11 protein-coding genes are annotated in these 11,981 nt (G+C 65.7%); 3 read left to right on the top strand and 8 right to left on the bottom strand.

The annotated features are described in order from the left end of the window. Positions 1-9: 9 nt before the first annotated feature. From recF to rpsT, 4 genes are all read right to left on the bottom strand, one after another. Positions 10-1,113 (bottom strand): DNA replication/repair protein RecF, encoded by a 1,104-nt coding sequence (gene recF / locus KB874_RS05985; RefSeq protein WP_212535646.1) that lies wholly within the window; start codon positions 1,111-1,113, stop codon positions 10-12. A 55-nt stretch (positions 1,114-1,168) separates the two neighbouring features. After that, the gene (dnaN, locus tag KB874_RS05980) at positions 1,169-2,287 is read right to left on the bottom strand and encodes a DNA polymerase III subunit beta (protein ID WP_212535645.1); all 1,119 of its coding nucleotides are present in this window, start codon (positions 2,285-2,287) and stop codon (positions 1,169-1,171) included. Positions 2,288-2,443: 156 nt separating this feature from the next. Next, the gene (dnaA, locus tag KB874_RS05975; protein WP_212535644.1) at positions 2,444-3,793 is read right to left on the bottom strand and encodes a chromosomal replication initiator protein DnaA; all 1,350 of its coding nucleotides are present in this window, start codon (positions 3,791-3,793) and stop codon (positions 2,444-2,446) included. Between the two features lie 467 nt (positions 3,794-4,260). Next, entirely contained in the window at positions 4,261-4,524 is a 264-nt protein-coding gene (gene rpsT / locus KB874_RS05970) for a 30S ribosomal protein S20 (protein WP_212535643.1), read from the bottom strand. A gap of 232 nt (positions 4,525-4,756) precedes the next feature. Between rpsT and KB874_RS05965 the strand changes: the two genes are divergently transcribed. Beyond that, complete coding sequence (locus KB874_RS05965) at positions 4,757-4,933, top strand: hypothetical protein (protein ID WP_212535642.1); 177 nt, start codon at positions 4,757-4,759, stop codon at positions 4,931-4,933. 6 nt (positions 4,934-4,939) lie between these two features. On the opposite strand, the gene acuK is transcribed toward KB874_RS05965, so the two are convergent. Together acuK and mutM are read right to left on the bottom strand one after the other, a co-directional pair. Continuing rightward, positions 4,940-5,716, bottom strand: a complete 777-nt coding sequence (gene acuK / locus KB874_RS05960; RefSeq protein ID WP_212535641.1) for an acryloyl-CoA hydratase — start codon at positions 5,714-5,716, stop codon at positions 4,940-4,942. A gap of 64 nt (positions 5,717-5,780) precedes the next feature. Then, entirely contained in the window at positions 5,781-6,632 is an 852-nt protein-coding gene (gene mutM / locus KB874_RS05955) for a bifunctional DNA-formamidopyrimidine glycosylase/DNA-(apurinic or apyrimidinic site) lyase (protein WP_212535640.1), read from the bottom strand. Between the two features lie 135 nt (positions 6,633-6,767). Here mutM and ubiE point away from each other — a divergent pair, with 135 nt between their 5' ends. Further along, the gene (gene ubiE / locus KB874_RS05950) at positions 6,768-7,520 is read left to right on the top strand and encodes a bifunctional demethylmenaquinone methyltransferase/2-methoxy-6-polyprenyl-1,4-benzoquinol methylase UbiE (RefSeq protein WP_212535639.1); all 753 of its coding nucleotides are present in this window, start codon (positions 6,768-6,770) and stop codon (positions 7,518-7,520) included. Then, positions 7,520-9,055: a 2-polyprenylphenol 6-hydroxylase gene (gene ubiB / locus KB874_RS05945; RefSeq protein WP_212535638.1), complete on the top strand. Its 1,536-nt coding sequence runs from the start codon at positions 7,520-7,522 to the stop codon at positions 9,053-9,055. Before ubiE ends, ubiB begins: the two co-directional genes overlap by 1 nt. 8 nt (positions 9,056-9,063) lie before the next feature. Here the strand turns inward: ubiB and KB874_RS05940 are convergent, their stop codons facing one another. Together KB874_RS05940 and KB874_RS05935 are read right to left on the bottom strand one after the other, a co-directional pair. Further along, positions 9,064-9,750 (bottom strand): flagellar hook capping FlgD N-terminal domain-containing protein, encoded by a 687-nt coding sequence (locus KB874_RS05940; protein ID WP_212535637.1) that lies wholly within the window; start codon positions 9,748-9,750, stop codon positions 9,064-9,066. Between the two features lie 11 nt (positions 9,751-9,761). Then, positions 9,762-11,885, bottom strand: a complete 2,124-nt coding sequence (locus KB874_RS05935) for a flagellar hook-length control protein FliK (RefSeq protein ID WP_212535636.1) — start codon at positions 11,883-11,885, stop codon at positions 9,762-9,764. Positions 11,886-11,981 lie beyond the last annotated feature (96 nt).

Raw genomic sequence — 11,981 nt, 5'->3', positions numbered from 1 at the left:
ACACAAGATTTAGGGGTTTAAAGCGACCGTCGAAACACGGGATTCGCCCGCCTCTTCCGTGACCTCCAGCGCCTGCGCGCGACCGCCCAGACCGTCGAACAGCGACCGCTCCGTTCCGGTCATCCAGGCCTGCGCCCCAAGCGCGCAGATCTCGTCATAAAGGGCTGCACGGCGGTTCGCGTCGAGATGCGCGGCGACCTCGTCCAGCAGCACCAGCGGCGGCTGACTTTCATCCTGCGCCAGCGCGCGGGCATTGGCCAGGATCAGCGAAATCAGCAGCGCCTTCTGCTCTCCGGTCGAACACTCGGCGGCGGGCACGCCCTTGGCGGCAAAGACGCCGTGCAGGTCGGCGCGGTGCGGCCCCACCAGCGTGCGCCCGGCGGCGATGTCGCGGAACCGGCTTTCGGCCAGGGCCTCGCGCAGACCGGCCTCCGAACCCGGCATCTCACCCTCGGTCTGGGTCAGGTCCAGCTCTGCCACGGGAAAGGCCGTCTCGGCCTCCCGCTGCGCCTCGGTCAGCCGGTCGACGGCTGCTAGCCGGTTGGCATGGATCGCGGCCCCGCTACGCGCCATCTGCGCTTCCAGCGCGGCATACCAGTGCGGATCGCGTACCTGCTCCTTGAGCAGGCGGTTGCGCTCGCGCATGGCCTTCTCATAATCCAGCACCGCCTGCGCGTGGTCCGGGTAAAGAGACAAAACCGCGCGATCGAGGAACCGCCGCCGCCCCTCGGCCCCCTCGATCCACAGCCGGTCCATGGCCGGGATCAGCCAGACGACCCGTGCGATCCGGCCAAGCCCCACCTGGCTTGCCACCTTGCCGTCAACCTCGACCTGACGTGCTGCGCCGCCCTCGGACGAAAAGGCGATCTCATGCGTCGTCGTGCCATGCAGGATGCCCGTGACCTTCCAGCCGAGGCTTTCCGGTCGCCGCGCCATCTCGGCCGCCGCCGCCCGTCGCAGGCCCCGGCCCGGCGAGAACAGCGACACCGCCTCGATCAGGTTGGTCTTGCCGGCGCCGTTCGGGCCGAAGATCGCCACTGGCCGCGCATCGACTGACAAACGCACCAACCGGTGCGACCGGAAATGCGAGAGCGTCAGGGATGACAGATACACCCCGTCCTCCCTTCATCTTGCCCAGTAAACTCCCGCCGGAGGCTCCCGATGGGAATCACACGCGCATCGGCATGACCACGTAGACCGCGCTGGTGTCGTTTCCCTCGCGCATCAGCGTGGGATCGCCGGACGAATTGAACAGGAAGACAGCGTTCTCGCGATCCACCTGGGATGCGATCTCGAGCAGGTATTTCGCGTTGAACCCGATTTCCAGCCGCTCGTCGCCATAGGCCACGGCCAGTTCTTCCTCGGCGGCGCCGCTGTCGGGAGCGTTGACCGACAGGATCAGGCGATCCTCGTCCAGCTGCAACTTGACTGCGCGCGAGCGTTCCGAACTGACCGTTGCGACGCGATCCACCGCCTTGGCGAATTCGCTGGCGTCGACTTCCAGCTTCCGGGTGTTGTTCTGCGGGATCACGCGAGTATAGTCGGGGAAGGTGCCGTCGATTACCTTCGACGTCAGGGTGATGTCAGGGGTCGCGAAGCGCACCTTGGTCTCGCTGACCGACACGGCGATGTCCATGTCGTCCTCGTCCAGCAGCTTGCGCATCTCGCCCACCGTCTTGCGGGGCACGATCACGCCGGGCATGTCCTCGGCAGCCTTGGGCAGGTCGGCGTCGATCCGGGCCAGGCGGTGGCCATCGGTCGCCACGCAGCGCAGCACCTTGCCGCCATCGGCATCGGCGACGTGCATGTAGACGCCGTTCAGATAGTATCGCGTCTCTTCCGTCGAGATGGCGAACTTCGACTTGTCGAACAGGCGCCGCAGCACCTGCGCCTTGGCGGTGAAATTCGTCGCGTATTCCGACGAGGCCATCACCGGGAAATCCTCCTTGGGCAGCGTTGCCAGCGAGAAGGTCGACCGCCCGGCCGAGACCGTCAGCCGGCCCGACGCGCTGTCCTCGGACAGCGCGACCAGCGCCCCGTCGGGCAACTTGCGCACGATCTCGTGCAGCGTCACCGCCGACACGGTCGTGCCCCCGGCGCGCTCGACCATCGCGGGCGCCTTGTCCAGCACCTCGATATCCAGGTCGGTGGCGCGGAAGGTGACGGTGTCGCCCTCGGCCTCGATCAAGACGTTGGCGAGGATCGGAATGGTGTTGCGCCGCTCGACCACGGACTGTGCCTGCGCCACGGCGCGCAGCAGCGCCGCCCGTTCAATGCTGATCTTCATCACCCATCCTCCGCTAGGCCGGACGCGCAGGTTAGCCACAAGCCCCTGCGGCTCCAAGCCCTGTTTTCGCGTTTTGTCCGATGGAAACCCTGTGCCGTCAAGGCAAACGGGCCCACATGGGCCCGTCGCACCGTCGGCTGTGTCCGAAAGGCGCGATCACGCCTCGAGCGCGCGGCGCAGCAGCTCGACATCCTCGTCGATCTGCCCATCCTGCAGGCGCAATTCCTCGATCCGCTTCACCCCATGCATGACGGTCGTGTGGTCGCGCCCGCCGAACCGGCGGCCGATCTCGGGCAGCGAGCGCGAGGTCAGTTGCTTGCACAGATACATCGCCACCTGGCGCGGCCGGGCAAAATTGCGCACGCGCTTGGGCCCGATCATGTCGGACAAGCGGATGTTGTAATGCTCGGCCACCTTGCGCTGGATCTCGTCGATCGAGATCTTGCGCTCGGACGCGCGCAGCACATCGGCCAAGCTGTCCTGCACCAGGTCCATGTCGATCGGCTTGCCCACCAGAGAGGCGAAAGCGAACAGCCGCGTCAGCGCGCCTTCCAGCACGCGGACATTCGTGCTGATGCGATGGGCGAGGAACTCCAGCACCCCATCAGCGATGGACAGGCCCGGATATTGCGCGCGATACATCTCGGCCTTGGACAGCAGGATGCCCAGGCGCAGTTCGTAGTCGGTCGGGTGCAGGTCGACCACCAGGCCGGATTGCAGGCGCGACCGGATGCGGTTTTCCAGGTCCTTGATCTCGTCCGGCGCGCGGTCGGCCGAGATGATGATCTGCTTGTTCTGGTCGACCAGCGCGTTGAAGGTGTGAAAGAACTCTTCCTGCGTGGAATCCTTGCCGGCGATGAACTGCACGTCATCGACCATCAGCACGTCAACCGAGCGGAACAGCTCCTTGAAGTCGATCATCTTGCGCTCGCGCAGCGCCTGCACGAAGCGATACATGAACTGCTCGGCCGACAGATACAGGACGGTCTTTTCGGGATGGCGCGCGCGCAACTCCCACGCGATGGCGTGCATCAGGTGCGTCTTGCCCAGACCCACGCCGCCATAAAGGAACAGCGGGTTGAAGGTGACGACCCCGCCCTCGGCCACCCGGCGCGAGGCGGCGTGCGCCAGTTCGTTCGGCTTGCCCACCACGAATGTTTCGAAGGTGAACCGCTGGTCCAGCGGCGCGCCGGGCAGGTCCTCCCGGGGGGTGGGGGCGGGTGCTGCGGGCCTAACCGCCGCAGGCACATTGGCGGCGGGGCGGGTGCTGGTGCGGAACATCACGCGGCAGACAGACGAATTCACCTTGGACAACTGCGACAGCAGCAGGTCACCGTAATTCTGCGAGACATAGGTACCGAAGAAGTTCGTAGGCGCGCCGAAGACCGCGACACCGCCATCTTCGAGACCGTGAAAGGACAGGGGCGCAATCCAGGTCTTATAGTTGTTTTCGCCGACCGTCTTGCAAAGTGAATCCTGCAATGCGCCCCATTGTTCCTTGGTCATTTGTCCCTACGCCCGTTCTGTTTTCAACGCGCCCCGTTCGTTGCGGAGCCAATCCTAGCCAGGACGTCGCCGGGACGCAGAAACCAGTCCCGCGCCCCCCGGCGCAGGTTGATTCCGCTTGTCGTCACGATCGGCCAGCTTTGCTCTACCCCCAAAGCACAGCCGCCAAACCGTTCGATCCAATAATGGACAAGGCGCAATCATCCGCGCTCCAACCAACCGGTTTCCCGGCCCGGACCACGAACGGAACCGTCAGCAAACCGATTCCGATGCGTGCCTCTGTCCCCCCAGCGAGTCACTCGCCGGAGGAAATTACCAACCTTCGCGCAGCCCGAGCAACCGAACTTACAGCTTGACTCGAACTTCCCGGCAAAAGAATCTCTGCGGCCCGAATTGCTGTATAAGACACGAAAAAGGGCACCACATGATGTGGTGCCCTTCGTCACATTTACCACATGTGAGAAAAATCAGGCCAGCGCTTTCACCCGTGCCGAAAGACGCGACATTTTCCGCGACGCGGTGTTCTTGTGGAAGACACCCTTGGTCACGCCGCGCATCAACTCGGGCTGCGCCTCGCGCAGGGCGGCGACGGCAGCATCCTTGTTGCCCGATGTGATGGCCTCTTCGACCTTGCGGATATGGGTGCGGATGCGCGAACGGCGTGCCTTGTTGACCGCGTTCTGCTTTTCGTTCTGGCGGGCGCGCTTCTTGGCTTGGGGCGAATTTGCCATGTCGATTCGTTCCTTTGGTTCGTCCGGTTGTTTCAGGTGTCAAAACGCAATGCCCACCCGAACCGTTCGTCGGAGCCGAATCTTGCCTGAGCGGGCATCACGCGCATGTCTGAGGGGCGCCTATAGTGGCTTTTTCCTCGGTTGCAAAGGGGGTTTGCCGCGCTTTGGCCAAAGCGGCGGGATATGCTATGGTAAACGACCACGGCAAATTGGCAGAAAAAGGGAGTCAGCCATGCTCGAAGCCGAAAGGACATCCGAATTGGCCCATGCGCTGTATCGCGCCCAAGGCGACAGGGCCGAGGCCTTTGCCGCGCGGCGGGAACGCGAAAGCACTGACAGCCGCGAGGCCGAGAACTGGCGCGTGGTCCGCGCAGCGATCCGCCGGATTCGCGGCGCCAACCAGGGCTGAGCGGATTCAGCGGTCGCGGAACTGGGCGGTGCGCTTTTCCATGAAGGCGGCCATGCCCTCTTTCTGGTCTTCGGTCGCGAACAACGCATGGAAGGCGCGCCGCTCGAACAGCAGGCCCTCGGTCAGCGTTGTCTCGTAGCTGCGGTTCACCGCCTCTTTTGCGGTGCGCACGGCGATCATCGACTTTTCGGCGATCTTCTGGGCGGCGCCCATCGCCTCTTCCATCAGCTTCTTGGCTGGCACCACGCGGCTGACCAGGCCGCAGCGTTCCGCCTCGTCCGCGTCCATGAAACGCCCCGTGAGGTTCATGTCCATCGACTTGGACTTGCCCACGAAACGGGTCAGGCGCTGGCTGCCGCCCATGCCGGCGATGACGCCCAGGTTGATCTCGGGCTGGCCGAACTTGGCGGTATCGGCGGCGATGATGAAATCGCAGGCCATGGCCAGCTCGCAGCCGCCGCCCAGCGCATAGCCCGACACGGCGGCGATCACCGGCTTGCGAATCTTCTGGATGCGGTCGCCGAAATCGGCGAACAGGTTCGACGCGTTCACGTCGACATAGCTCATCTCGGACATTTCCTTGATGTCCGCCCCGGCGGCAAAGGCCTTGGCCGATCCGGTCAGCAAGATGCACCGGACCTTCTCGTTGGCATCGGCCTCTTCCAGCGCGTCCGCCAGTTCGCCCAGCAACTGCGTGTTCAGCGCGTTCAGGGCATCGGGCCGGTTCAGCCTGATGGTTGCGACGTAGTCTTCCAGTTCGACGATGATCGTCTCATAGGCCATGACTGCGGGCTCCGCTCGTTTCCGTCAGGGCGTCAGGCTTAGCAGCAAATTCACCCTGTTCAAGCTATCTTTGACAAGACGGGCAGTAGAAGGACGACCGCCCCGACTGAACGATGCGTCGGATCGTATCGGTGCACCCGGGTGTCCGGCAGGATTCGCCCTCGCGTCCATAAGCATCGAAACTGTGCTGGAAATAGCCAAGTTCGCCATCGGCCTGCCGGAAATCGCGCAGGCTCGACCCGCCCGCCTCGATCGCCTCGGTCAGAACCTGCCGGATGATCGGCACCAGCGCTGCGATCCGGGTGCCGGCAACCCGGCGGGCGCGGCGCGCGGGGTGGATGCCCGCCCGATAGAGCGCCTCGCAGACATAGATATTCCCCAATCCGGAAACGATCTTCTGGTCCAGCAGCGCCGATTTCATCGGCGTGTTCCGCCCCCGCAGCGCGGCGACCAGATGGGATTCGCTGAACGCGTTGCCAAGCGGTTCCGGCCCCAGGTGCGCCAGCAGCGGGTGGCTATCCTGCGCGTCGGTGGGCATCAGGTCCATCGCGCCGAAACGGCGCGGGTCGTTGAAGGTGATGCGAGCGCCATTCTCCATCTCCAGCACGACATGGTCGTGCTTTTCCGGCGCCGGGTGATCATGCACGAAGCGCCCCAGCGGGTCGCCCGACACCAGCATCCGGCCCGACATGCCGAGATGAATCAGCAGCGTCTCGCCGGTATCCAGATCGACGAGAATGTATTTCGACCGCCGCCGCAGGCGGTCCACTCTCGCGCCGGTCAGCCTTTCGGCCATGCGGTCGGGAAAGGGCCAGCGCAGGTCGGGTCGGTTCACCTGGGCACGAGCGATGCGCGCACCTTCCATCGCGGGCGCAAGGCCACGACGCACGGTTTCGACTTCGGGCAATTCGGGCATGGCGATCCTCTCTGGCCGTCGTAATGTCGGCGTGTCGCCCCGGCTTTCAAGTGAAATCGGCCGCGCGCAATTGCCTGTTTGTCCTTTGCCCACCTTGCCTCTATGTCTCGCGGTGATCTGGAAAGGGTGTTCGGCATGAGTGACGAGCAGGAGCGCAAAACGCATTTCGGCTTCTCGGAAGTGCGCGAAGAGGAAAAGGCAGGCCGCGTACAGGGCGTGTTCCGCTCGGTCGCGTCGAAATACGACGTGATGAACGACGCCATGTCCCTGGGCATCCACCGCTTGTGGAAGGACGCCATGATGGACTGGCTGGCGCCCCGCCCCGGCCAGCGGCTGCTTGACGTGGCGGGTGGCACGGGCGACATTTCCTTTCGCTTCCTCAAGCGGGCCGGTCACGGCCACGCCACCGTTCTGGACCTGACCGAACCCATGCTTGTCGAGGGGCGCAAGCGCGCCGAGGCCGAGGCGCTGTCCGGCAGCCTCGACTGGGTGGTAGGCGACGCGATGGCCCTGCCCTTTGCCGACAACAGTTTCGACGTCTACACGATCTCCTTCGGCATAAGGAACGTGACCCGCCCGCAAGAGGCGCTGAACGAGGCGTTCCGCGTGCTCAAACCCGGCGGGCGCCTGATGGTGCTGGAGTTCAGCCAGATTCCGAACGAGATGATGCAGAAGGTCTACGATCTGTATTCGTTCAACATTATCCCCCGCATGGGTCAGATGATCGCCGGCGACCGCGACAGCTATCAATACCTGGTGGAATCGATCCGCCGCTTTCCTGACCAGGAGACGTTCCTTGGAATGGTGCGGGCCGCCGGTTTCGACAATGCCAAGTACCGCAACCTGACCATGGGCGTCGCCTGCCTGCATTCCGGCTGGAAGATCTGATGCGCGGGCCGCACAACCTCTGGCGGCTGGTGCGCACCGGCGCGACGCTGGAACGCACAGGCGCGATGCGTGTCATCCTTGACGCCTTCGACGCGCCCGCGCCGTTGCGGGTGGCAGCGCGGGTGCTGGGCTGGCCGTTCACGTGGCTGGGCGACGAGGGCGACCCGGCCCTGCCGCCCGCGGTGCGCGCGTTGCAGGCGCTGGGCCCCGCCTATATCAAGTTCGGCCAGATCCTATCGACCAGGCCCGACCTCGTGGGCGATGACATGGCACGCGAGTTGCGCGTGCTTCAGGACAAGCTGCCGCCGTTTTCTGTCGCCTTGGCCAAGTTGCAGGTCGAGGAGGAACTGGGGCGGCCGGTGGACAATCTGTTCTCGACCTTCAGCGAGCCGGTCGCCGCCGCCTCGATCGCGCAGGTGCACAAGGCAACGCTGGCCGAAACCGGCGAGACCGTGGCGGTCAAGGTGCTGCGGCCGGGCATCGAACGCGCCTTCCGCAAGGATATCGATGCCTTCTACTTCGCGGCCTGGATCATCGAGGTGCTTTCACCCGCGTCACGACGGCTTCGGCCGACCGAGGTGATCGCGCATTTCGAAGGCGTCGTGATGGGAGAGCTGGACCTGCGGCTCGAATCCGCCGCCGCCAGCGAATTCGCGGCGAACACCCAGAACGACGCCGGCTTTCAGTTGCCAACGGTCAAATGGCCCTATTCCGGTCGCAGCGTGATGACGCTGGGCTGGGCCGAGGGCGTGCCGCTGGGCGACAATGACGCGCTGGACGCGGCGGGGCATGACCGGGTCGCGTTGTCGGAACGGGTGCTGCAACTTTTCCTGAACCACGCGCTGCGCGACGGCTTCTTCCATGCCGACATGCACCAGGGCAACCTGAAGGTCGCGGCGAACGGCGACATCATCGCCTATGATTTCGGGATCATGGGCCATATCGATATCTACACCCGCCGGGTCTATGCCGAGATCCTGTATGGTTTCATCCGCCGCGACTACCAGCGTGTGGCCGAGGTCCATTTCGAGGCGGGCTACGTCCCCGCCGACCGCGATGTCGACGAATTCGCCCGCGCCTTGCGCGCCGTGGGAGAGCCGATCTTCGGCATGGACGCCACCAAGATCTCAATGGGCAAGCTGCTGGCCTACCTGTTCGAGGTGACCGAGCGGTTCGGGATGGAGACACGGACCGAATTGATCCTGTTGCAACGGACGATGGTCGTGGTCGAGGGCGTCGCACGCTCGCTGAACCAGCACATGAACATCTGGACGGTCGCAAAGCCGGTGGTCGAGGACTACATCAAGACCTCCCTCGGGCCGCGCGCCGCGCTGAATGACCTGCGCAAGACAGCGGTGGTTCTGGCGCGGTTCGGTCCGCGCCTGCCCGGCCTTGTAGAGGCCGCGCTGATCCGTCAGGCGGCGCCGGCCGCGCCCGCGCGTGTCAATCCCTGGCCCACGCGCCTGCTATGGTCGGCGCTGGGCGCGGTTGCGGGTGGTGGGGCCGTCGCGCTGGCCCTGGCACTGGCAGGGTGAGCGCCCGCTCACCCCGGATTGCGCAGACCCGCGACCATCGCCGCCGTCGTCTCTGTCCCGTCCGCAAGACGCAGCATCACGGCGCCCCCCTCTGTCCGGATCTCGTCGACGCGGGCATAGGCCGGCGGCATCCGCGTCTCGAGCAGGGTCTTGTCGGCATAGCTTTCGATCTCGAACCGGTAGACACCGGCGGGCAGGACCGCGCCGCTCTCGTCCCGGCCGGTCCATATCACGCTGTCCTCGTCGGTCGAAACCGGTCGCCGCTCGACCAGCGCTCCATCTGGTCCCCGAATGACCAGGACGGCCGAACTCGCCTCGGCGTGGTAATCGGGGCGCAGGACCACGGGCTGCCCCTCGAACCGCACCGGGGCCTCGACCAGAACCTCCTTGCCGATCCATCCTCCGAATTGCTGGAGCGCGCCGCTGCCCGCCTGCCCCATCATCTCGCGCAGCAGGTCGTTCGTCTTGATCTGCTGCTCGACGCTCGAAAACGAGGCGAGCTGCGTCGCGTATTCGGTCGAATCGACCGGGTTCAGCGGATCCTGGTTCTGCATCTGCGTCGTAAGCATGGTCAGGAACATCTGAAAATCGGCACTGAGATTGATCGCGTCGCTCTTTGTCTTGCCGGCGGCGCTGTCGCCGCGGGGCGCAAGCGCCGCCGCGGTCTGGGTGTTGGTTGTCGCTGTGGTCACCATGCTGGACTCCATCAGAGAAGAATGTCGATGCCGTCGGTCGGTTGATCGGGTGCGGGTCGTCCCTGCGTCACGGCCTGCTCGGGCCCGGTTCCCGCGCTCGGGGTCAGGCCGATGCCGCTGGAACCACGCTGTTGCCCGCCCTTGCCATCCGAGAAGGTGAAGCCGCTGGCGTCATGCCCGGCCTCGGCCAGGTTGCGTGCCAGCTGGTCGATATGCCGCCGCAAGAGGTCCAGCGTTTCGGGCCTGTCGGCCTGGACATGCACCATCATGCCGCCATCCGTCTGCATCAGGTGCATGCGGACCGGGCCCAGTTCCTCGGGCGAAAGCCGGATTTCGATTCCGAATTCGGAGAGGCCGGGCAAAGCCTCGGCCACCTGGCGCAGGATCGCCTGCGGATCGGCGCGCATCGGCGTCGCCGGCTGGGTCGGCACCGTGGCCATGCCGGGAACCAAGCGCGCGTCGCCGCTTGCCGTCAGCCCGAAATCCGCATCCTCACCCTCGGGATCGGCGATGAACGGATCGATGACGCGCGTTGGAATTGTTGTCACAATCTGGGGGGGAGGCGCGCCGGCAAGGGTGGACTTCGCAGCGGTGTGCGGGCCACCGCCGGCACGGAGAACTTCGCCGGAGCCTGCGCCCTGGGCCCGGCCCGGGCCTGCGGTTTCGGCATCAACGGGTGCCTGACCCTGTGCCGACCGGGCATCTGGCCGGTCCACCTTCTGCGTCACGCGCCCGATTGGCGGGAAGACAGCCGTCGTGGTTTCCGCCTGCGCCATGCCCGCCGCGCCCCTTGGCGCTTCGGACGACCGGCCAACCTCTTGCGGCAGCTCGGCGCCCCGTCGCCCTACCAGCCTGCCAGCCCCGGCAGGGACAAGGGATTCGGGCACGGCCGGCTCGGGCCCTGTCCAGACGCCGTCCGGGCGTGTCGCCATCGCCGAACCCTCGCCGCCAGACACGGACGGGACCCGGCCGGACGCCCCCGGACTGGCGGTGGCAAAGGCGGGTTGGCCGACTGATGCCGGGGGAGATTCGCCGGGCGATACGATGCGGGCGGCCAGCGGCGCGAATTCCGGCAGGCGCGCTGCAAGTGCCCGCTGGCGCGCGTCAGCAAGTGGTTCCGGCCGGGCGGCCACAGGAGACTGCGCGGCATCGCTTGGGCGCGCTTCAGCCACCCTCTTCAGAAGGCTTTCCGGTAGCGATATGCCCCCAGAGGGTTGGCCCACTGACGCCACACCGCGGTCAGGGTCCGGCTGACCCCGGCCCGCAGACCAGCCGCGCGGTGCCGTCGCCAACCGATCCGGGCCGGGTTGTGCCGACTCCGCGGCATGCAAGACCGGTCGCCACGTGGAGAGCCTTGCAGTCGACGCATCGCCAGCCATGCTGGAAAGGCGTCGGTCGCCCTGCGGCGTCTCACCCTCGGCCCGGCGTTCCGACCGCATTGCAGGCGGACCGGCCATCGCCTTCCCGCCTTCCGCGAACACCGCGGAAGGGCCCCGCCTGCCCGAACCATCGGAACTGGCCGCGGTTCGATCCCCGTCCGTCGTAACCGGATCCGTCGCTATCCGTGCGATAGCCACCGCCGCAGCTTGAGGAGGCAGCACACCAGGCTTCGGCTCTGCCACCAAGCCGAAGGGAAGATGCCGAACGCGATTCCCCACCCGCCCGGGCCACGTCATTCCATCGGCCGAATCGGTGGCCCCTGCGCGATCCCGCCGAACCGTGCCCTGCCCCGTTGCCGATGGCTCCACGGCAATTCGGGCATTCGTGACGGTATCGGACTGATCGTCGGTCCTGCCTTTCGGAGGCTCTGCCCGTTTCTGCCGATCCGGCGACGCCGCCACGAGCGGGGGTTCGGCCAGATCGACCTCCCGCGGTGCATCCAGCGCGCTGTCCGAGGTCATCTCGGCCTCGCTTTCTGCTGCCTCGCCAGGCTCTCCGGCGGCTTCTGTTTCTGCGGTGGAGGCGCGCTGGCCAGAAACCGGATCACGTTCCGTGTCGGGCCGATTTCCCGAGTCGCGTCCGGCGACCTCCGCCAGAACCTCTGAAAAGTCGGGGGTGTCGCCCTTGGCATCTGTGGTCCCGCCATGCCTTTGCGGCACCGTCAGTCCCAGAAGCGCAGTGATCTGGCCAAGCATGTGTTCACTCCGGATTCTTCCGTCGAGCACCATCTAGGACAAAGATCCTTACCGCATCTTTACTCCGACCCCGGCACGGTCGCGGAAGTGAGTCGA

The sequence above is a fragment of the Thetidibacter halocola genome (assembly GCF_018224955.1).
Lineage (GTDB): Bacteria > Pseudomonadota > Alphaproteobacteria > Rhodobacterales > Rhodobacteraceae > Thetidibacter > Thetidibacter halocola.
Note: the sequence above shows the minus strand (reverse complement) of the source record. Positions and strands in the feature narration are given on the sequence as shown.

What these genes read in the sequence shown, in the direction of transcription:
- rpsT (WP_212535643.1), bottom strand. Translation starts at nt 4,524, where the DNA reads ATGGCAAATTCGCCCCAAGCCAAGAAGCGCGCCCGCCAGAACGAAAAG.
- KB874_RS05935 (WP_212535636.1), bottom strand. Translation starts at nt 11,885, where the DNA reads ATGCTTGGCCAGATCACTGCGCTTCTGGGACTGACGGTGCCGCAAAGG.
- mutM (WP_212535640.1), bottom strand. Translation starts at nt 6,632, where the DNA reads ATGCCCGAATTGCCCGAAGTCGAAACCGTGCGTCGTGGCCTTGCGCCC.
- KB874_RS05940 (WP_212535637.1), bottom strand. Translation starts at nt 9,750, where the DNA reads ATGGTGACCACAGCGACAACCAACACCCAGACCGCGGCGGCGCTTGCG.
- dnaN (WP_212535645.1), bottom strand. Translation starts at nt 2,287, where the DNA reads ATGAAGATCAGCATTGAACGGGCGGCGCTGCTGCGCGCCGTGGCGCAG.
- ubiB (WP_212535638.1), top strand. Translation starts at nt 7,520, where the DNA reads ATGCGCGGGCCGCACAACCTCTGGCGGCTGGTGCGCACCGGCGCGACG.
- ubiE (WP_212535639.1), top strand. Translation starts at nt 6,768, where the DNA reads ATGAGTGACGAGCAGGAGCGCAAAACGCATTTCGGCTTCTCGGAAGTG.
- acuK (WP_212535641.1), bottom strand. Translation starts at nt 5,716, where the DNA reads ATGGCCTATGAGACGATCATCGTCGAACTGGAAGACTACGTCGCAACC.
- KB874_RS05965 (WP_212535642.1), top strand. Translation starts at nt 4,757, where the DNA reads ATGCTCGAAGCCGAAAGGACATCCGAATTGGCCCATGCGCTGTATCGC.
- dnaA (WP_212535644.1), bottom strand. Translation starts at nt 3,793, where the DNA reads ATGACCAAGGAACAATGGGGCGCATTGCAGGATTCACTTTGCAAGACG.